The following is a 19809-nucleotide window of genomic DNA, read 5'->3' on the forward strand; positions in this document are numbered from 1 at the left end:
AGAGAGGTTTACTCACTCTTATTTTTAATTTCATCTTAAATCAATAAAGGTGATTGGTTTTCTGCTATTGGGGTTAAAAACAGTTTTAGACAGAATATCAAAATCGATGATTTCAATTTTCGGACTTACTCTTAATTTTGCACGGAAATGGTCTCTTACTTCATTCACAAAGCTTTTATGTTCCTGATCTGTACTTACTTTGATGATAATTTCATCCAGCCCGATTTCATTAGCATGAATCACGATCTGATAACACAGGATATTGTTAAAATCATTCAGAATATCATTCATTGCAGGCGGATAAAGCGTTGTTCCTTTATATTTGATCATCTGCTGCTTTCTTCCGATCACAGGGCCCAAACGCATGGTATTTCTCCCACATTGGCATGGCTCGTAATGGGCTTTAACAATATCTCCGGTTTTAAACCTCAGTAAAGGAATGGCCTCTACTCCAAGAGTTGTAATGGTAAGCTCTCCACTCTCACCTTCTTTTACTATATTTCCTTCATCATCCAAAACTTCGGTAATGATGAGCTCAGGGTGATGATGCCCTCCAATTTGAAACTCACATTCTGTAAAAGCGGTGCTCATTTCTGTAGAGGCATAAGTAGAGAAAAGCTTTATATCCCACTTTTCTTTGATCTTCTGGGAAAGAATATTATCCGTAAAGTCCTGATTTTTGATACTCTCTCCGATACATACTGCTCCGTAAACACTTGAATTCTTATAATCCAGACCATGTTTTTCAGCATAATCGATCATCTTTAATAAAAATGAAGGTACAGTAATCAGGTATTTCGGCTTGTATCTGAAAATAGAATCCCATTGCAGTTCAGGAATTCCAGGTCCCATTCTGACAACACTTGCGCCCATTTTTCTTAATCCTAGAAAATAGGCAAGCCCTGCCATGAATCGTTTATCAATGGTCGTAATCATCTGCACCACATCTCCCTTCTGAATTCCGGCACAGGCAAAAGATATAGCTTCATTGTAGGCCAATCTTTCAAGATCTGCATCAGACAATCCAAAAGTTACAGGATCTCCCAACGTTCCGGAAGTAGTACTGTAGTCTACAATTCTATCTGGTGAAATACAGAAAAAATCATGATTATACTGCTGTAGATCATTCTTTGTTGTGACAGGAATCTTCTGCAGATCTTCCAGGGTCCTTATTTCCTCAATATTGATGTTCTTCTCTTTAAACAACCTCTGATAAAAAGGCGAATTCCCTTCAAGATAAACCAGAAGTTGCTGAAGTTTATCTTCCTGAAAAGCCTTGATTTCCTGAGGACTTGATTTTTCGATGAGCGGATGAAATTCCAATGATTATAATTTTTTAAAGGACAAATGTATTTAAATTTAAAGGATTGAAACAGTAAAAAATCGAAAGATTATACCCTGCCAATCATTTATCGCTGAAATGTAAAGGTCTGTGTATTGCTATTTCCGGCATTATTAGTAGTTATCACCTTTAAAGTATGCAAACCTGAACCTTTTGGGCACTTTTCGTCAAAAAAATAAACAAAATCGTTTTTCACACGGGCAAATCGCAGCCATTTCCCATCCAGTTCTGCCCGGAAATAAACAATATCTCCAACTTTTGTACTGCCTTTTAAGCGTAAAGTACTACTGCTTACTATTGCTCCTTCTTTCCAACCTGAAGAAACTGATGGCAAACTGTTATCCATTATAAGTTCTGCTGTACCCAGTCTATTGAACTGCGCTTCTGCCTGGTCGCCATTCCATTTTGCTTTTACAGCATCTTTATCACTTCCATAGTTAAACAGAACCACTACTTTATCTTTCTCGTCTTTGTTAAGTTTTCTGTTGGGTTTTACTTTCAAAGTATAATTATCTTGAACCGGAAGGTACGGATTCTGTAAAACAATGGTATTGGAAACGGCAGTTCCGTCAACACTATTCTTTTCATACATATTGAAATTCACCGCGTCATACACAGCATTTTTACTGAAGCTGATTTCAGCATTTTCAGTGGACAACGTTTTTCCTTCATTAGGCAAAACCACTTTCCCGGAAGGAGGAATTCCGCTGCCTGTATTACTCAACTGAACTTTTGTGGTTAATCTGCTGGTATTTCCTTTTACATCTTTTAAAACAATTTCAATAGTATGAACATTTTCATCCTGAAGATTGATAATTCCTGACAGATTAGGTTCACTGTAATTCTGTAATTTCATTCCCGGCAATGTTGACAAATGCTGAATTCCTACTTTATCTCTGATAAATTTGGTATAATCTATCCATCCATTCAGATAACGGGTATCATCATAACTTACCTTATCAATACTGAAACCATAGATTAACTTTCCATCCATTAATAATTCTGCCTTATAAATTCCAAGATTAAATCCCTGGTTGGCTTTATCTACGGCTTTAATTCCAAAACTTATCATCGGAGAATTAACTCTTACAACATCCGCAGCATATGTATTTCCTATTTTTTTAACAGCAATTGCATTAGCTCCGGGCTCATAGGTACTGAATCTGCGGTCATACCAATATAATCCACTGATAATGGGTGCCACAGAATCCGGAATATTAAATCCAAACAATAATGGGTTAAGACATTCTTCTGTTTTGGTGTCTCTTATTTCAAAATGTAAGTGTGGACCCGCCGAACCTCCCGTATTTCCGCTCAAAGCAATAAGCTGACCTTTGGTAACCGGAAACTGCCCTGGCTGAAATGTGATATCCTGTTCCCATTTTTCATCCTTGTACTGCTTCTCTTTTACATATTCATCAAGCTTATCAAAATATTTATTCAGATGGGCATACACTGTTGTAAAACCATTTGGATGGGTGATGTACACTGCATTTCCGAAACCATAGCGTTCCACTTTGATTCGGCTTACATAACCATCCGCAGCAGCCAATACCGATAAGTTTTCCTGGCTGTTAGTTCTCAGATCCAACCCCATGTGAAAATGATTGGTTCTTACCGCTCCAAAATTGGCAGCCAACTGCATGGGGATATTAAGCGGATTACGGAAATAGTTTTGTGGATAGTTATTTTGGGCTTGTGTGATGATTGTACAGATAAAACAAATAGAAACCATCAGTTTTGGGAAAATTTTCATACAGCATTTGGGTTTAGTTCTACTTAAATATACGAGATTTCAAGCAATGATCGTGCTATTGTGTTTCGGATTGGATGTTTTCTATTTTTAGCCACGGATGGCACGGATTTTCACTAATGATGATGGATCAATCTGCGAAATCTGTGTGATCTGCGAGAGATTATATTAAGTTTTGGCTAAAGCCAATGGTTTGATTTTTATTTTTCAAGCGGGCTAAAGCCCGCTTCTATTGAATTTCATCTCATTGGAAATACTTGAAAAAGCCCAGCAGAGTTTCATGTCAAAAAGCCTAAAATATTCACTCATTTGCTCTTCATTATTCACTTTTATGGCTTCTTTTCATTTATATTTCTGAAATTGAAGTTTTTAATAGAAATTACCTACAGAAAACATATCTTATAAACCGACAAAATTTAGTAAATTTGCACACTTAATTTATCAACGAATATTGAGATATTTACAATGAGCCAATTTAAAGAATACAAAAACCTCAACCTTATTGACGTAGCAGAGAATGTAGCGGAATTTTGGAAACAAAATAAAACTTTCAATAAGAGTGTTGAGATTCGTCAGGGAAATCCTGAGTTTGTTTTTTATGAAGGTCCGCCTTCAGCAAACGGTATGCCTGGAATTCACCACGTAATGGCAAGAGCATTGAAGGATATTTTCTGCCGTTACCAGACTCAAAACGGAAAGCAAGTTTTCCGTAAGGCAGGCTGGGATACGCATGGTCTTCCTGTGGAACTGGGTGTAGAAAAAGAATTAGGAATTACAAAGGAAGATATTGGCAAAAAAATCTCTATTGAAGATTATAATAAAGCTTGTCGTGAAGCTGTAATGCGTTATACCGATGTATGGAATAACCTTACGGAGAAAATCGGATACTGGGTAGACCTTGATGATCCGTACATTACGTATAAGTCAAAATATATGGAAACTGTTTGGTGGCTGTTGAAACAATTATACGACAAAAGCTTGTTGTATAAGGGATATACAATCCAGCCTTACTCTCCAAAAGCAGGAACAGGACTTTCTTCTCACGAATTGAACCAGCCTGGAACGTATCGTGATGTTTCAGATACTACGGTGGTTGCTCAGTTTAAAGTGAAGAAAGATTCATCTGATTTATTCAACGATGTTGATGGAGATGTACATATTCTTGCATGGACGACAACTCCCTGGACGTTGCCATCCAACACCGCTTTAACAGTAGGTAGAGATATTGAATATGTTGTTGTTAAAACATTCAACCAATATACATTTGAGCCGGTAACCGTTGTATTATCAAGCGTTCTTTTATCTAAAGTATTCGGTAAGAAATATGCTGAAGGTACAGATGAAGATTTTGCTAATTATACTCCGGAAACGAAAGTAATTCCGTTCAGAATTTTAAAAGAATTTACTGGGGAAAAACTTGTTAACACAAGATATGAGCAATTAGTTCCTTGGTTTACACCAAACGACAACCCTGAGGATGCTTTCAGAGTGATCTTAGGAGATTTCGTTACAACAGAAGATGGTACAGGTATCGTACACACCGCTCCTACTTTTGGTGCTGATGATGCGAGAGTTGCTAAAATGGCTCAGCCTGAGATCCCGCCAATGTTGGTAAAGGATGAGAACGACAATCTTGTTCCATTGGTAGATTTACAGGGTAAATTTATCCAGGGTGAGAATGTTCCGGAAGTATTCTCAGGAAAGTATATTAAAAATGAATACTACGATGAAGGAACTGCTCCTGAGAAATCTTGGGATGTAGAACTTGCGATCTTGTTGAAAACAGAGAACAAAGCCTTCAAAGTAGAAAAATATGTCCACTCTTATCCACACTGCTGGAGAACTGACAAACCGGTATTGTATTATCCATTGGATTCATGGTTTGTGAAGATGACTGCTGTAAAAGACAGATTGGTGAATCTGAACAAAGAAATCAACTGGAAGCCAAAAGCTACCGGAGAAGGACGTTTTGCCAACTGGTTGGAAAATGTAAACGACTGGAACTTATCCCGATCAAGATATTGGGGTATTCCGTTGCCAATCTGGAGAACAGATGATACGAAAGAAGAAAAGATCATTGGTTCTGTAGAAGAGCTTTACAACGAAATTGAGAAATCAATTGCAGCTGGATTAATGACAGAAAACCCGTTCAAAGGTTTCATTATCGGGAACATGGCCGAATCCAACTATGAATTGGTTGATCTTCACAAAAATGTAGTGGATAAAGTAGTCTTAGTTTCTGATTCAGGAAAAGCAATGAAGCGTGAAAGCGACCTGATCGATGTTTGGTTTGATTCAGGTTCTATGCCATATGCACAATTGCATTATCCTTTCGAGAATAAGGAAATGATCGATAACAACAAGGCATTCCCAGCCGACTTCATCGCAGAAGGTGTTGACCAGACTCGTGGATGGTTCTATACACTTCACGCGATCGGAACAGCTGTTTTTGATTCTGTTGCTTATAAAAATGTAATGAGTAACGGTCTTGTTTTGGATAAAAACGGGCAAAAAATGTCTAAACGTTTAGGAAATGCTGTAGATCCATTCGAAACTCTTGCTGTATACGGACCAGATGCTACCCGTTGGTATATGATCTCCAATGCAAACCCTTGGGAAAACCTGAAGTTTGATATCGAAGGAATTGATGAGGTAAGAAGAAAATTCTTCGGAACCCTTTACAATACCTATTCATTCTTCTCTTTATATGCGAATGTTGATGGCTTCAATTATTCAGAAAAAGAAGTGGAAAATCGTCCTGAAATCGACAGATGGATTCTTTCTGAGCTGAACTTATTGATCAAAGAAGTAAAAGCATTCTATGAAGATTACGAACCAACAAGAGTTGCAAGAGCGATCAGCACATTTGTGAATGATAACTTGAGTAACTGGTATGTAAGATTATGCAGAAGACGCTTCTGGAAAGGAGATTATTCTGATGATAAGATCTCTGCTTACCAGACTTTATATACTTGTCTTGAGGTAGTGGCTAAATTATCTGCTCCTATTGCTCCATTCTTTATGGATCAGCTATATCAGGACTTAAATAAAGTAACAGGTAAAGAAAACTTTGAATCTGTACACCTTACAGACTTCCCGGTTGCTGATGAAAGCTTAATTGATCAGGATCTGGTTGAAAAAACTCACCTGGCTCAGAACATCACAAGTATGGTATTCTCTCTAAGAAAGAAGGAGAATGTGAAAGTTCGTCAACCGTTACAAAAAGTATTGGTTCCTGTATTAGACTCTAAAACAGAAGAACAGATTCTTGCTGTTGCTGATCTTATCAAACAGGAAGTAAACGTAAAAGAATTACAGTTAATTAATGCTGAAGAAGCGTCTCACCTAATTGTAAAACAGATAAAACCAAACTTCAAAGCTCTTGGTCCTAAACTAGGAAAAGACATGAAGGTGGTAGGTGCCGAGATTAGCAATCTTACCACAGAACAAATTGCCGCTCTTGAAAAAGAAGGAAAATTAAATGTTCAAGGATACGAAATCACGCTTGACGACGTAGAAATCTCTACTAAAGATATCCCTGGATGGACCGTAACTTCCGATGGTAAAACAACTGTGGCATTAGATTTGACGTTAACCGATGAATTAAAATCTGAAGGGATCGCAAGAGAATTCATTAACAGAATTCAGAACTTGAGAAAAGAGAAAGATTTCGAACTTACAGACAGAATTAATATCTCCATTGAAGAGAACTCACCATTCCTTGAAGATATTAAGAAAAATGAGGAATATATTTCTTCTGAGGTCTTGTCAAATAAAATAGAAATTGTATCTTCACTTTTAAATTTTAACGAAATCGAAATAGATGAAGTTAATTTTAAGATAAATGTCGAAAAAAATTAACATGTAGTTATAGTATTTCAAATTCCATTTCATAATTTTATTAAAAAAGAGAAAGAATATGTCAGACGAAAGAGTTAGATACAGCGATGCTGATTTACAGGAATTTAGAGCGATCATAAAAGAAAAAATAGAAAAGGCGGAGAAAGATCTTCAGCTTATCAGAGAAAGTTTCATCAATGACCAGAATAACGGGACGGATGATACTTCACCTACCTTCAAAGCATTTGAGGAAGGTGCAGAAACTTTGAGCAAAGAGCAGAACTCTATTCTTGCTGGAAGACAGGAAAAGTTCGTCCGTGATCTGAAGAATGCTTTAATCAGAATCGAAAACAAGACTTACGGTGTTTGTAGAGTAACAGGAAAACTGATTCCTAAGGAAAGACTTTTAGCCGTTCCTCATGCTACCCTAAGCATCGAAGCGAAAAACATGCAGAAATAGCCGTAAGGTTTGTAAAATAATATTGGGTTTATATGGTATCTCCGGATACTTTATAAACCTAATTTTTAATGTATACCCATGAGCGAAGTATTCATTTTAATCACCATTGTGGCAATAGTGCTGGCTTTTTTTAATAGGGAATGGATCAAAAACAGATTTTCTCCAAAAAAGCACACCTACTACACCATTGATGACCAGTTTAATTCTGATAAACGCGAACGGGAGAAAGAAATAGACAAACTTTTGAGTAAGATGGGCAAAAACGGAATCAACGATTTATCTGAAAAAGATAGAAAAAGACTTGATGAATTGTCCAAAATGTAAAAAATTAAATACTAAGAAATGGAATCAATCATAGTACATCCTAAAAACTCTATGGAATTGAGCGCATTAAAAAGCGTATTGAAAGAAATGAACATTAAGTTTGAGAAAGCTCATGTGAAAAGTTCATATAACGGACAGAAAGTGGTTAAGAAAGCAAGCGATAATAAAAACGTAAGACCTGCTTCAAAACCTTCAAAACCTAAAGGAGAGTAATGAAAAAGATCTTAGCTATCACCTTTTTGGTATTATTGATAGACCAGGCTTCAAAAATTTACATTAAAACTCATTTTGAGCTGAACGAGAGCATTCCTGTTATAGAAGGGTTCTTCAATAAAACCTTTGTTGAAAATCCAGGAATGGCTTATGGCTTTCATTTTGGCGGAATTATTGGAAAATATTTCCTTGTGATCCTAAGAATCTTCTTGATTGGAGGAATGGTTTACATGTTTAAAAAATGGTTGAAGGAAGGTGCTTCCAACTATCTTTTAATTCCAATGGCCATCATCTTTGCAGGCGCTATCGGAAACCTTATTGATGGAATGTTCTACGGAATGATCTTCGACAGCGGAACGGTTTATGATGCCAGCACTGACCGATGGATTGGGTATGGTGGTGTTTCAAAATTTGTTCCTTTTGGACAGGGCTACTCTACTTTTATGAAAGGATGTGTTGTAGATATGCTTCACTTCCCGGTAGTAGACTGGTATGTCCCAGATAGCTGGCCAATCATTGGTGGAAAACATATTGAATTCTTTAAATATATTTTCAATGTTGCCGATTCAGCCATTACTGTAGGAGCCGCTTTCCTTCTAATCTTTAGAAAAAAAGCATTTCCGAACGGACTTGAATTCTAACAGATGTATTTCTAATGAGAAAAACAATCAAAAATATTTTTAAATTTTTCCTGCTTCTTTTAGTCGCAGGAATTATTTTTATTGCCTGGGCTAATTATAGCATAAAAAAGGAAAGTGCAGCTTCTGTATCTTACAATATTGCTGATGTACCTCAAGCAAAAACAGCTTTATTGTTAGGGACAGGAAAAACATTGAGCAACGGAATGCCCAATGCCTATTTCTATAACAGAATTAAGGCAGCTACCGATTTGTATAAAAGCGGGAAGATTCAGTACATCATCGTAAGTGGTGATAATAGCAGCAAAGATTATAATGAACCGGAAGATATGCAGTTTGCACTGGTTCAGCAAGGCATTCCACAGGATAAAATCATTCTGGATCACGCAGGTTTCCGGACTTTGGATTCCGTGGTAAGAGCTAAGGATATTTTCGGGCAAACCAAACTTACTATTATCTCTCAGAAATTCCACAACGAAAGAGCGGTCTTTCTTGCCCAGAAAAATGGCATACAGGCTTTTGGATACAATGCAGAAGATGTGAATAAATATGCAGGTTTAAAGACTAATTTGAGAGAGTATCTTGCTAAAGCTAAAGTTTATTGGGATCTTATCCTTGGTGTACAGCCAAAATTTGGCGGAGAAAAGATTTTGATTCCTTAGTATTAAAAATCAATACAATCATAAAAATGAGTGTCTTCACATATCATTTAGTAAAAACAGATTACTTTTCTGCACTCAGAATTCTTTTTTCTTCACCAAAGTCAAGAAATATCCCGGGATTAATTCACGCAGAAATTATGACGGTGATGACTTTAGGCTCTCCTATTTTTTCACCCTCCCGAATGTTGATAAGACAAATCGCTGTATTTGCACAATGGAAAGATGAAAGTGATATCGAAAATTTTTTAGCTAAAGACCGGTTAGGAAAAATTTTATCTGAAGGTTGGCACACAAGATTAACTTTTATGAGAAAATGGGGGAAATTCAACAAGTTTGAAATTCCTGATGAAACCACAGAATCTGAAAATCCGGATTCGCCAGTCGTTGCAGTCACCATTGCCAGAATGAAATTTTTGGAAATCCCCAGATTTATTCATTGGGGAAGACCAGTTGAAAAATTGGTTCGGGACCATCCGGCAACAACTTTGTCTTTGGCCTCTATCAAATTCCCTAATACCGTTTCCACTTTTTCAATTTGGAAAAATCAAAAAGAAATGACTGATATGGTTCATGGACATAGCAAAGTTCCAAAACCAGAAAGACACACCCACGCAATGAAAGAAAGAGATCGAAAAGATTTTCATTTCGAATTTACAACTTTGCGCTTTAAACCTATTTCAGAATTTGGGGAATGGAATGGGCAACGTAACATTATTCCAAATCTCAAAAACCACTAAAATGAGATTTGCTCCAATACAGAACTTCCAGGATTGGCTAACTCAACAATGGGTAATTCTGCGTGGAAGAAAAATTAAGCCTGAAGATTCCCTCTGGTTGATGGGGCCTTTTGGTAATTTGAATCCAATGAGTAAGGATTTTATTCATCAATTTGCAGAAAAAGAAAATTTATTTGTGGATGAAGGCTCAGAAGCAAGAGGTATTATTCCTTCGATGTTAAAGCTTAATTTATCTGAAACTGAGTTCTCAAATTTATCCAAAAATGTGATTGGCTTCTATGAAAACACCTCCAATCATACCTTAAATTTTTCTATACAATGGAATCCCTATTTCAAGTTTTTTGGAATTCTAATTAATAAATTATTCAGTAATAGAATTAACCAACTAAATATTCCTACAGAAAACATTCACAGCTCAGAATCTCTAAAAAGCGAAATCATCAATCTCACCGACCCAAAGACCAATGAAATAAAATACACGTTTTGGTTTCGTTCTGTTGAATCGACTGGGCAAGTTATCTATTCCGGAGTTTACGGCATCAGCAATTTACCGTCACGAAAAACTTGTGTAAAGGCGGTATTTCCTTTACCTAACGGGAATGCAACAGTATTGATGATTCCAAGCGTTGGAAAAAATGGAGAACTGATTTTAGATTCTTCAGGAAAAAAATTTGGTGATGCTGGTTTTTATTTTTTACTTAAAGATTCTAAAGGTGAATATTGGTCACAATTTATACGTTCTTTCCGTGATCGTCTCATTATTGGTTCCGAAAATGATATGATATCAGCAGAACAAACTTTAACACTGTGGCATTTCAAGGTTCTTACTTTTATCTATAAAATTGAATTAAAGAAATAGGTTTATTGATTCAGAATTCTTCATTAAAGAAAAGAGTAGGAATCTGAGACTATAACACAATTAGAATGTAATTTTGCGTAAATTTGTAATTCATTAATTTTTTAATATAAATTTTAAACAAATGTCAAGAATTCTTACCGGCATTCAAGCCACCGGAACACCCCATCTTGGAAATTTATTAGGGGCTATTATTCCTGCTATTGAACTTTCTAAGCAGGAAGGAAATGAATCATTTTTATTTATTGCGAATCTTCATACGCTTACCCAAATTAAAGATGCGCAGACTTTAAGACAGAATACCTACGAGATTGCTGCGGCTTGGCTTGCTTGTGGATTAGATACCGAAAAAACATTTTTCTACAGACAAAGTGATATCGCTGAAACCTGTGAACTATCTTGGCATTTATCATGTTTTTTCCCTTATCAAAGATTAACACTAGCACATTCATTTAAGGATAAGGCTGACAGACTTCAGGATGTAAATGCTGGTTTGTTTACTTACCCTATTTTGATGGCTGCGGATATTCTATTATATGATGCAGAGATTGTTCCTGTTGGGAAAGATCAGCTTCAGCATTTGGAAATTGCAAGAGATGTCGCTTCAAGATTCAACAATCAGATGGGTGAAGTTTTTGTATTGCCACAATCTGAACTTCAGGAAGACACAAAGTATGTTCCTGGAACAGACGGTCGCAAAATGTCAAAATCTATGGGGAATATCATCAACATCTTCTTACCTGAAAAAGAATTGAAGAAACAAGTGATGAGTATTGAATCTGATTCTAAGTCTTTGGAAGAGCCTAAAGATCCAGCAACAGATAAAACATTCCAGATTTATGAATTGATTGCTACTCCTGAACAGACTGAGGAATTAAGAGCAAAATATCTTGCAGGTAACTTTGGATACGGACACGCTAAGAAAGAGCTTTTAGACCTTATTTTAGTTCGTTTTGAAAAGGAAAGAGAAACGTTCAATTATTATATGAACAATCTTGATGAGCTGGAAGCAAAACTTCAGCAGGGAGCGGAAAAAACAAGACCTGTCGCAATGGCAACTCTAAAAAGAGTAAGAACAAGCTTAGGATTTTAATTCTAACCTTTATCTATAAGAAATCGGCTGGCTCAATTCTGAACCAGCCGATTTATTTTTTATGATATTTTATTTTTGGTAAGGATGAAATAATGCATCTGATCTTCAAACTCATAAGTAATATCCCAACCTGGATACTGTTTGATGATCGTCTTAATAATAGACAATCCTAAACCTGTGGAGGTATGATCTGAACTCTGTTTATAAAAACGGTTAAAAATCCTGGATTTATCCAGTGCTTCATTCATTCCGCTATTTTGGAAGATGATTCTGTTGTTCTCAATAAAGATATTTAAAGTACCTTCTTCATTATTGTATTTCACAGCATTTTTAAGAAGGTTAGACAAAAGAATATCTGCAAGGTCCTGGTTAAATTCGGCTTTAAATATTCCCTTCTCAATAACATTAACTTCTACATTCTTAAAGGCAATAAAATCTTCATAATTCTGAACAAGCTTATTAAGCATTGCATTAAAGTCCACATCTGATATAGCATTAAACTGACTATTTTCGATCTTTGAGAGCATCAATAAAGATTTATTCAAGCCTACCATTCTCCTCAGATCATTTTTAACTTCCGTGAGAAAGGTCAGATTCTTTTTATCAAGGTTTTCATTCTGAATCAGAAGGTCAATTTTATTAATAACAATCGCGAGCGGCGTCTGAAGTTCATGAGAAGCATTTTCAATAAACTGTTTCTGTTGATAGAAAACAAGTTCATTACGATCGATCATCTCATTAATTTCCACATTCAGTTCTTCAAATTCTTTGATGGAATAGTTTTGATCTGTTTGAGCAAAAGGAATTCCAAATTGGTATTTTTTCAATTTATCAAGAATCTGATAAAATGGCCACATTGCTTTGTTCAAAAGATAACCGTTAACAGCAACAATACTTATCACTAAAAGGATATAAAGAACGATTAAAGCTGTTGTAAGGTCATAAATCAGTTCATCTTCTTCCACCGTTGAAGTCCTGATAACAAGCCTCTGACGATTTTTATACTGATCGATGAAATCCGCTTCCAATACACGATAAGGCTGGTCTTTATCATCATACTCCATATAATACATCTTGTTATAGAGCCTGCTTTTGTTTTGATATTCTCCGGCTGTAATGGGCATGATCTTAAACTCATTAAAACCAAAATCATTGTTCTTTAACAACTGTGGGTTAAGATACACCGCCTTGATGATCTGTATTTTTCTATCCTTTAATCCATCATCCACATTATCGTGTACTTCATCCAGAATATAAGCATAAAACAACCCCGCCCAAACTGCTATAATCAGCAGCAGGATCATGATCAGGTATTTTATCGTGTAATATTTTAAGGAAACCTTCATCAGACGAATTTATATCCTATTCCGTAAACAGCCTGAAAATCAGCTTTTGCATTGAGCGTTTTCAGTTTTTTACGAAGATTTTTAATTTGTGAATAAATAAAATCAAGACTGTCTGCCTGATCGATATAATCTCCCCAGATAGCCTCTGCAAGAGTAGTTTTCTGCAATGTTTTTTCCGGATGAATCACAAAGTAGTACAAAAGATCATATTCTTTACGGTTAAGCATCAACTCTTCACTTCCTACCTTAACATTTCTGCTTTCCGGATCAATGCTGATGTTTTTATACCTAATAATATTCTCACCATCCTGATTTTTCCTTCTGATCACAGACCGGATTCTCGCCATCAGTTCTGCAAGATGAAAAGGTTTTGCCAGATAATCATCAGCTCCTATTTCCAGCCCTGTCACTTTATCATCCACAGAGTCTTTAGCCGAAAGAATGATCACGGGATCTTTTTTGTGCATCTTTTTAATTTCACGCAAGAGATCTATCCCATTTCCGTCAGGCAGCATAATATCCAGAAGAATGCAGTCATATTCATAGGAAATAATCTTTTCAAGCCCAGAACTATAATTTTCTGCATATTCTACAATAAACTGCTCTGCTTCCAGAAATTTCTGCACAGTATCCCTTAGGTCCGGTTCATCTTCTACTATTAAAATCTTCATAGGCTCTTCTGCTTGGATAACTTCTATCAAATATATAAAATTACAGAATAACACGGAGAAAGTCCAGAAACTGAGGCTTAATTAATACCCAAACATCGTTAGAATAAGGACCAGTTGATAGATGATGCAAAGTATATCAATGATGTACACATACTCCTTGTTCTCTTCTCTCCAGCTTTCTTTCATCAATCATTAATTTGTTTGTATGTAACGTCCATCTTCATCAAATATCAGGCATAAGCCACTCATCAGATGGATTTTATAAGCATTATATTTTTTCTCAATAGAATCAACCACACTACATGGATGATGTTTTGTCATAAAAGACACAATACTCTTTCTAATCTTAGCGGAAGAAGCTTTTCTTCCATCACTGTTTATTAAACTCCAGTTTACCATAATCTTAAAATTTTATTGTTAATCTTAAATAAGTTTAGTCATCAATTTTTTTAAAATTCCCGTTTCGGTCAAATTCAAGTTCCAATCCATTGGAAAGTTCTGCTTTGTAAGACCATCTTTTCTTTTCGATCTTAACGATATACGTATTTGGAAAATTTCTGCTGCTGTAATTTTTAATAGAAGCAGGAATGAAACCATAAGGAATCTTTTGGTGATTGCCATCCACTTCTTTCCAATTTCCATTGCTATCAAATTCGGCCTTCATTCCGTTATTGAAATACACTTTATATTCATCAACTCCATAAATCTCTCTGTCTTCAATAGCAGATAAAACCGGAATTCCTTTAAAATGACCGGCAAGAAATGTCTTAGCTGTCTTAGGTAATTGATTAGGATTAATCGCTCTGTCCTGTGCTGAAATCAAACCTCCAATTAATAAGAAGATTAAAATAAATACTGCTGTGATTTTCTTTACATTTTTCATAAGATTTAATTTTTCTGTCATTATTATGGAGCAAAGTTCCAAATCAATTTAGGAAAGAATTAGGAAAAACTTAATTTGTAGAAAATCAGGATGTAAAATAAAGTTTGTGGATAATGTTGTATAATTTTATCCACAGATTAGCAGATGCCTATTCTTCTGCATTATCTGAATATTTTTAAACAAAAAAGCCATTAAGATGAACTTAATGGCTCTCATATGAGACTGAATAGTCTTACAAATTTTATAAGTATTCCTTAATCTGTTGAAGATGGGTAATAGCTTTTAATCCGTCTGCTTTTTTATCCTCTTTGTATACATCAAAGAAAATAGCATCCATTCCGAAATCTCTTCCTCCAAGAGCATCAGCGATCCAGTCATCACCAATCATAATACTTTCTTCTTTCTTTGCTTCAGAAAGCCCAAGGGAGTATTCAAAAATCTTTGGATTCGGTTTCCTTACTCCTACAGCATCTGCGCTGGTGATGGTTTCAAAATACGGGGCAATACCGGAAAGGGTACATTTTCTTTCGGTTACCTCCTGAAAGCCGTTGGAAATAATATGAAGTTTATAGTTCTTCGACTTCAAATATTCAAGGACATCTTCTGCCCCTTCTACCAATTCATTATGACTTACAATATTATCTAGAAAATTCTCTTCAAAATAAAGGGAAAGTTCTCTATTATCTACTCCAAAATGCATGAAGGAGTCATAAAAACGGTGTTCTCTCAAATACTCTTTGCCTATAATCCCATCTCTGATCTTTTCCCATAATTCTTCGTTGATATCATGGTAGACAGTATGAAACTCTTCAAAGTCGATTTTATACTTCGAATGGATTTCCTGTTTTTCGAAAAGTTCTTTGATTGCCAGATAGGCATTTCTGCGATGATCCCAGAGTGTATTGTCCAGGTCAAAAAAAACGTGCTGCATTTTCATACAGCACAAAGTTAATAATTTTAATTTTTTGTAATAGGATAATTCTTGCTCTTGCTTTTCACAATTTCAAGGCTTTTAGAAAAATTGAGCAGAAAATCAATGGTTTGTTTTTTAGGTTTCAAAGTTTTCACTTTTAAGGAGTCATTTTTTTTCATAAGCGTAATATGTTTTCCTTAAAAACGTGAAATTTTACAAAATATTATCTATCTGGTTAATATTATGTTATTTTCATCCATGATTTTTCTCAGGTTGATCAGCGCATATCTTACTCTGCCTAATGTGGTATTAATACTCATATCAGTATGATCGGCGATTTCCTTAAAACTTAATCCGTCAAAAAACCTTAATTTAATGACTTCCTGCTGATTTAATGGAAGAAATTGCAGCATTTTCAACAGATCTTCCTGAATCTGATTGGTCACCAACTGATCTTCGATATTCTCAGAAGGCTCTCTGATCAGGTCAAAAATTGAATATTCATCCGTTTCAAAAGTTGTTTCTGAAACTTTGATATTCTTTGCTTTTGCTCTGAAATGATCGATAATAAGATTGTGGGAGATTCTTTTGGCCCAAAGGATAAATTTACCCTCTTCGTTGTAACGTCCTTCTTTTAGCATTACAATGATTTTCATGAATGTATCCTGAAAGATATCATTGGCTAAATCTTCATCATTTATTTTGTAAAAAATGAATGTAAACAGTTCTCTCTGATGGCGGTGAATAAGGGTTGATAATGCGCCTTCGTCACCCTTCTGGTAAAGCGAAATTAGTAAACTATCCGATTTTGATTTCATAACTCTTCTCAATATAATGTTTGCAGCCCAGCTATCGCCCAGATACATGATCCGGTTTATGCTGTATATACAAAGCAGTTCTTCAGAGTAGAGTCTGTTCGATAGGCGGTACAATTATATTATGGCGTAAATATAATAATTTTTTAATAACTGTTAAGCAATTATTAAATTTTCGCAATAAAAATTTAAAAAAAATCACTTAAACATATCATGAATGAACACAGTAGGGATATTTAATGTAAAATTAATATTCAAGCCTTTCATCTCTTTTCCATTTAATCGGGCATCTCCAATAGGAAAAGCATACCCTCCGGTAAGATCAAGCATACCAAATAAAGTAACTCCTATCTTCGGAGCAATATATTTGTTGGTTCCTTCTGCTCCCATTAAGAAGTAATATGAGTGGTAGAAGTCCACATTTTTTTCAAAATTAAGTAAAACATCTGCCTGCAGCTTCGGCATAATAGCAAATTTAGAGTCTGTTGCCCCCATTAAGGCAGAACCTCCTAATCTGTATATTACATCATCATTTTTAAGAAAAAGCAACTTCCCGCCCACTTCTCCAAAGCTTTGATTTTGGTAGGTATATCCTACGCTGATCATTTTATGCATCGTATACTGGGCTTTCACCAATGTACTCAGCAAAAACAGGGATAAAATGGCGGCTGCAGTTCGAAAATTCATCATCTCTCAATTTATTTAAGGTGTAAAATTAAAAAAAACTGCCTTACCGAAAGATAAAGCAGTTCATAATATTTTAGTATAAACAAAAAATTAAATTCCAAAAGCGGCTTTAATCTCGTCAACTTTGTCTAGTTTTTCCCAAGTAAAGAACTCAAGACCTTCCAACGTAAGTTCATTCTTATGACCTTTGTTGAATGTTTTATCAGCTACATAGTGCTCTTTACCCATGTGACCGTAAGAAGCCGTTTCCTGATAGATAGGATTTCTTAGCTTTAGGTTCTGCTCAATAGCATAAGGTCTTAAATCGAAGATGGCAGACACTTTTTTAGCAATATCTCCATCATGAAGATCAACTTTTGCAGTTCCGTAAGTATTGATGTATAAACCACATGGTTCAGCTACCCCGATTGCGTAAGAAACCTGTACTAAAACTTCATCAGCAACACCAGCTGCTACAAGGTTTTTGGCAATATGTCTCGTTGCATACGCAGCACTTCTGTCTACTTTTGAAGGATCTTTCCCAGAGAAAGCACCACCACCGTGAGCTCCTTTACCACCGTAGGTATCTACGATAATCTTTCTACCTGTAAGCCCTGTATCTCCGTGAGGACCACCGATTACGAATTTACCTGTAGGGTTGATGTGATATTTGATCTGATCGTTGAATAGAGCTTTGATCTCCTCAGTCTGCTGAGCAACAACTCTAGGAACAAGGATGTTCTTGATATCCTCACGGATTTTGTTCAGCATCTCTTCTTCTGTTCCGAAGTCATCATGCTGGGTAGAAACTACGATAGAATCAATTCTGATTGGTTTGTGATCATCAGAATACTCAATAGTTACCTGACTTTTTGCATCAGGACGTAAATAAGCGATCTCTTTATTTTCTCTTCTGATGGCAGAAAGTTCTTTAAGGATTGTGTGTGCAAGATCCAAAGCAAGAGGCATATAGTTAGCCGTCTCATTGGTAGCATAACCAAACATCATCCCCTGGTCACCAGCTCCCTGAGCATTTGCTTTAGCTTCGAATGACTCATCATTTACCGCTCTGTCAACACCCTGGTTGATATCCGGAGACTGCTCATGGATTGCAGAGATTACTCCACAAGAATCTCCATTGAACATATATTCACCTTTTGTATACCCTATTCCGTTGATTACTTCTCTGGCAATCGTCTGAACATCAAGGTAAGCATCAGACTTTACTTCTCCTGCCAATACCACCTGTCCGGTTGTTACAAGGGTTTCACATGCTACTTTTGAACTTTTATCGTATGCTAAGAAATGATCGATTAATGCATCGGAGATTTGGTCGGCAATTTTATCCGGATGTCCTTCTGAAACTGATTCAGATGTAAATAAATAAGACATATTATTCTTTGTTTTTTAGATTAAAAAATAGCTATGAAGAAAAATAAGAATAACAATTGCCCAGAAAAAAGAATACTGTTTTAGCATTTTTTTATAGAGGTTGCAATCAGGTCAAATTTTTCCTCGTTAATAAACGTCAGCAAATTTAAGCACTATTTTCGTAATACTCAAAATTTTTGTTTACTAATTATAATTTTCTTTAAATTAATGATTTATATCATTGTAAAGCCTCTTGATTACTGAGGCTTAATGCTTACAAATTCTTTCGGACTTTCGTGATAATTCAACTTAAGTTCCAGAGAATTTTTGATAGAATGCGACAATTCATCAATAATCTTTTGTTTAAATGTAGGCTTATAGTAAATGATACTGATCTCTCTGTATGGGAAAGGCTTTTTGAATCTGAAAACATTCTTTTTCTGCTCTTCAGAAAGCTGGCTTAATGCCAATTCAGGAAGAATACTGATTCCTCCTACTTTATCCACCATGTGTACCAACGTCTGGATATTAGAAGCTAGAAAATCTAAATTTTTAGGTTTCAGGGTGTTTTCTTTCAGATGGCAGATATTTTCAAACTGATTTCTTAGGCAGTTCCCTTCTTCAAGGAGCCAAACTTTTTCTACATTTAGTTCTTCAGGAATAATATAAGAATTCTTCTTATTCGCTTCCGTATTGGAACTGTAGATCATTAACTCCTCATTGAATAAGAAATCCTGGTAAAACTCATCCGCAGTATCATAAGGAGTAGAGATAATTCCCGCATCCAGTTCTCCTGCTTTTAAAGCTTTAATAATATTATCCGTAGTCATTTCCTTTACATTCATCTGAATCTTTGGATTCGCTTCAAGGAATTTGAAGATCTCAGTAGGTAAAATAAATGATGAAACGGTAGGAATAATTCCAAGATTAATGGTTCCTCCTAAAATGTTATTCAACAGGTTAGCTTTATTTTTCAGCTCATTGACAGATTCTATAATCACCTTCGCCTGATCGATGATCTGAAGACCTACATCTGTGGTACGGATCGGGTGTGTAGTTCTGTCGAAAACCTTCACATCCAATTCATCTTCAAATTTCTGTATCATGGCACTTAAGGTAGGCTGGGTAATGAAGCACGCCTGAGCTGCTTTACCAAAATGTTTATACTTATCAACCGCGATAAGATACTCCAATTGTTGAATGTTCATTTGATTAATATTATCTAT

The 19809-nt window shown here is 35.7% G+C and carries 20 protein-coding genes; 9 read left to right on the forward strand and 11 right to left on the reverse strand.

Annotation, left to right across the window (positions count from 1 at the left end):
* Nucleotides 1-30: 30 nt before the first annotated feature.
* Both flxY and AC3HD6_RS17750 read right to left on the reverse strand, forming a co-directional pair.
* A complete protein-coding gene (flxY, locus tag AC3HD6_RS17745; protein WP_488897543.1) occupies nucleotides 31-1323 on the reverse strand; it encodes a flexirubin biosynthesis putative acyl-CoA ligase FlxY in 1293 nt (430 codons plus the stop codon).
* Between the two features lie 86 nt (nucleotides 1324-1409).
* Complete coding sequence (locus AC3HD6_RS17750; protein WP_488897544.1) at nucleotides 1410-3098, reverse strand: M23 family metallopeptidase; 1689 nt, start codon at nucleotides 3096-3098, stop codon at nucleotides 1410-1412.
* Between the two features lie 462 nt (nucleotides 3099-3560).
* Here AC3HD6_RS17750 and ileS point away from each other — a divergent pair, with 462 nt between their 5' ends.
* From ileS to trpS, 9 genes are all read left to right on the forward strand, one after another.
* Entirely contained in the window at nucleotides 3561-6956 is a 3396-nt protein-coding gene (ileS, locus tag AC3HD6_RS17755) for an isoleucine--tRNA ligase (protein ID WP_488897545.1), read from the forward strand.
* A gap of 58 nt (nucleotides 6957-7014) precedes the next feature.
* The gene (locus AC3HD6_RS17760; protein ID WP_045501318.1) at nucleotides 7015-7395 is read left to right on the forward strand and encodes a TraR/DksA family transcriptional regulator; all 381 of its coding nucleotides are present in this window, start codon (nucleotides 7015-7017) and stop codon (nucleotides 7393-7395) included.
* Nucleotides 7396-7473: 78 nt separating this feature from the next.
* Nucleotides 7474-7719: a DUF6576 domain-containing protein gene (locus tag AC3HD6_RS17765; protein ID WP_488897546.1), complete on the forward strand. Its 246-nt coding sequence runs from the start codon at nucleotides 7474-7476 to the stop codon at nucleotides 7717-7719.
* A gap of 18 nt (nucleotides 7720-7737) precedes the next feature.
* Nucleotides 7738-7932: a DUF2683 family protein gene (locus tag AC3HD6_RS17770; RefSeq protein WP_160138027.1), complete on the forward strand. Its 195-nt coding sequence runs from the start codon at nucleotides 7738-7740 to the stop codon at nucleotides 7930-7932.
* Nucleotides 7932-8573 carry a lipoprotein signal peptidase gene (locus tag AC3HD6_RS17775; protein ID WP_209918629.1) on the forward strand — a complete coding sequence of 214 codons (642 nt, stop codon included), beginning with the start codon at nucleotides 7932-7934 and terminating at the stop codon, nucleotides 8571-8573. Before AC3HD6_RS17770 ends, AC3HD6_RS17775 begins: the two co-directional genes overlap by 1 nt.
* Nucleotides 8574-8587: 14 nt before the next feature.
* On the forward strand, nucleotides 8588-9232 hold the full coding sequence (locus tag AC3HD6_RS17780) for a SanA/YdcF family protein (RefSeq protein WP_488897547.1): 645 nt from the start codon (nucleotides 8588-8590) through the stop codon (nucleotides 9230-9232).
* Nucleotides 9233-9258: 26 nt separating this feature from the next.
* The gene (locus tag AC3HD6_RS17785; RefSeq protein ID WP_488897548.1) at nucleotides 9259-9969 is read left to right on the forward strand and encodes a hypothetical protein; all 711 of its coding nucleotides are present in this window, start codon (nucleotides 9259-9261) and stop codon (nucleotides 9967-9969) included.
* Between the two features lies 1 nt (nucleotide 9970).
* Nucleotides 9971-10828: a hypothetical protein gene (locus AC3HD6_RS17790; protein WP_488897549.1), complete on the forward strand. Its 858-nt coding sequence runs from the start codon at nucleotides 9971-9973 to the stop codon at nucleotides 10826-10828.
* 121 nt (nucleotides 10829-10949) lie between these two features.
* Complete coding sequence (trpS, locus tag AC3HD6_RS17795; RefSeq protein ID WP_488897550.1) at nucleotides 10950-11918, forward strand: tryptophan--tRNA ligase; 969 nt, start codon at nucleotides 10950-10952, stop codon at nucleotides 11916-11918.
* A 59-nt stretch (nucleotides 11919-11977) separates the two neighbouring features.
* Here the strand turns inward: trpS and AC3HD6_RS17800 are convergent, their stop codons facing one another.
* The 9 genes from AC3HD6_RS17800 to AC3HD6_RS17840 form a co-directional block, all read right to left on the reverse strand.
* Nucleotides 11978-13264 (reverse strand): sensor histidine kinase, encoded by a 1287-nt coding sequence (locus tag AC3HD6_RS17800; RefSeq protein ID WP_488897551.1) that lies wholly within the window; start codon nucleotides 13262-13264, stop codon nucleotides 11978-11980.
* Complete coding sequence (locus tag AC3HD6_RS17805; protein ID WP_488897552.1) at nucleotides 13264-13935, reverse strand: response regulator transcription factor; 672 nt, start codon at nucleotides 13933-13935, stop codon at nucleotides 13264-13266. Before AC3HD6_RS17805 ends, AC3HD6_RS17800 begins: the two co-directional genes overlap by 1 nt.
* Before the next feature lie 192 nt (nucleotides 13936-14127).
* Nucleotides 14128-14334, reverse strand: a complete 207-nt coding sequence (locus tag AC3HD6_RS17810) for a hypothetical protein (protein ID WP_488897553.1) — start codon at nucleotides 14332-14334, stop codon at nucleotides 14128-14130.
* A gap of 34 nt (nucleotides 14335-14368) precedes the next feature.
* The gene (locus AC3HD6_RS17815) at nucleotides 14369-14818 is read right to left on the reverse strand and encodes a PepSY-like domain-containing protein (protein WP_488897554.1); all 450 of its coding nucleotides are present in this window, start codon (nucleotides 14816-14818) and stop codon (nucleotides 14369-14371) included.
* A gap of 241 nt (nucleotides 14819-15059) precedes the next feature.
* A complete protein-coding gene (locus AC3HD6_RS17820) occupies nucleotides 15060-15755 on the reverse strand; it encodes a YjjG family noncanonical pyrimidine nucleotidase (RefSeq protein ID WP_488897555.1) in 696 nt (231 codons plus the stop codon).
* A gap of 203 nt (nucleotides 15756-15958) precedes the next feature.
* Nucleotides 15959-16549, reverse strand: a complete 591-nt coding sequence (locus AC3HD6_RS17825) for an RNA polymerase sigma factor (RefSeq protein ID WP_488897556.1) — start codon at nucleotides 16547-16549, stop codon at nucleotides 15959-15961.
* Nucleotides 16550-16744: 195 nt separating this feature from the next.
* A complete protein-coding gene (locus tag AC3HD6_RS17830; protein WP_488897557.1) occupies nucleotides 16745-17236 on the reverse strand; it encodes a hypothetical protein in 492 nt (163 codons plus the stop codon).
* Nucleotides 17237-17323: 87 nt separating this feature from the next.
* On the reverse strand, nucleotides 17324-18604 hold the full coding sequence (gene metK / locus AC3HD6_RS17835) for a methionine adenosyltransferase (RefSeq protein ID WP_488897558.1): 1281 nt from the start codon (nucleotides 18602-18604) through the stop codon (nucleotides 17324-17326).
* A 236-nt stretch (nucleotides 18605-18840) separates the two neighbouring features.
* A complete protein-coding gene (locus AC3HD6_RS17840) occupies nucleotides 18841-19791 on the reverse strand; it encodes a LysR substrate-binding domain-containing protein (RefSeq protein ID WP_045501350.1) in 951 nt (316 codons plus the stop codon).
* Between the last annotated feature and the right edge of the window lie 18 nt (nucleotides 19792-19809).

This window comes from Chryseobacterium sp. II3a (assembly GCF_057815135.1).

Bases quoted from the DNA above. Each gene is read 5' to 3' on its own strand.
- AC3HD6_RS17830 (WP_488897557.1), bottom strand. From the start codon at position 17,236: ATGATGAATTTTCGAACTGCAGCCGCCATTTTATCCCTGTTTTTGCTG.
- trpS (WP_488897550.1), top strand. From the start codon at position 10,950: ATGTCAAGAATTCTTACCGGCATTCAAGCCACCGGAACACCCCATCTT.
- metK (WP_488897558.1), bottom strand. From the start codon at position 18,604: ATGTCTTATTTATTTACATCTGAATCAGTTTCAGAAGGACATCCGGAT.
- AC3HD6_RS17825 (WP_488897556.1), bottom strand. From the start codon at position 16,549: ATGAAATCAAAATCGGATAGTTTACTAATTTCGCTTTACCAGAAGGGT.
- AC3HD6_RS17765 (WP_488897546.1), top strand. From the start codon at position 7,474: ATGAGCGAAGTATTCATTTTAATCACCATTGTGGCAATAGTGCTGGCT.
- AC3HD6_RS17805 (WP_488897552.1), bottom strand. From the start codon at position 13,935: ATGAAGATTTTAATAGTAGAAGATGAACCGGACCTAAGGGATACTGTG.
- AC3HD6_RS17815 (WP_488897554.1), bottom strand. From the start codon at position 14,818: ATGAAAAATGTAAAGAAAATCACAGCAGTATTTATTTTAATCTTCTTA.
- AC3HD6_RS17750 (WP_488897544.1), bottom strand. From the start codon at position 3,098: ATGAAAATTTTCCCAAAACTGATGGTTTCTATTTGTTTTATCTGTACA.
- AC3HD6_RS17810 (WP_488897553.1), bottom strand. From the start codon at position 14,334: ATGGTAAACTGGAGTTTAATAAACAGTGATGGAAGAAAAGCTTCTTCC.
- AC3HD6_RS17780 (WP_488897547.1), top strand. From the start codon at position 8,588: ATGAGAAAAACAATCAAAAATATTTTTAAATTTTTCCTGCTTCTTTTA.
- AC3HD6_RS17800 (WP_488897551.1), bottom strand. From the start codon at position 13,264: ATGAAGGTTTCCTTAAAATATTACACGATAAAATACCTGATCATGATC.
- AC3HD6_RS17790 (WP_488897549.1), top strand. From the start codon at position 9,971: ATGAGATTTGCTCCAATACAGAACTTCCAGGATTGGCTAACTCAACAA.
- AC3HD6_RS17785 (WP_488897548.1), top strand. From the start codon at position 9,259: ATGAGTGTCTTCACATATCATTTAGTAAAAACAGATTACTTTTCTGCA.
- AC3HD6_RS17770 (WP_160138027.1), top strand. From the start codon at position 7,738: ATGGAATCAATCATAGTACATCCTAAAAACTCTATGGAATTGAGCGCA.
- AC3HD6_RS17760 (WP_045501318.1), top strand. From the start codon at position 7,015: ATGTCAGACGAAAGAGTTAGATACAGCGATGCTGATTTACAGGAATTT.
- ileS (WP_488897545.1), top strand. From the start codon at position 3,561: ATGAGCCAATTTAAAGAATACAAAAACCTCAACCTTATTGACGTAGCA.
- AC3HD6_RS17820 (WP_488897555.1), bottom strand. From the start codon at position 15,755: ATGAAAATGCAGCACGTTTTTTTTGACCTGGACAATACACTCTGGGAT.
- AC3HD6_RS17775 (WP_209918629.1), top strand. From the start codon at position 7,932: ATGAAAAAGATCTTAGCTATCACCTTTTTGGTATTATTGATAGACCAG.
- AC3HD6_RS17840 (WP_045501350.1), bottom strand. From the start codon at position 19,791: ATGAACATTCAACAATTGGAGTATCTTATCGCGGTTGATAAGTATAAA.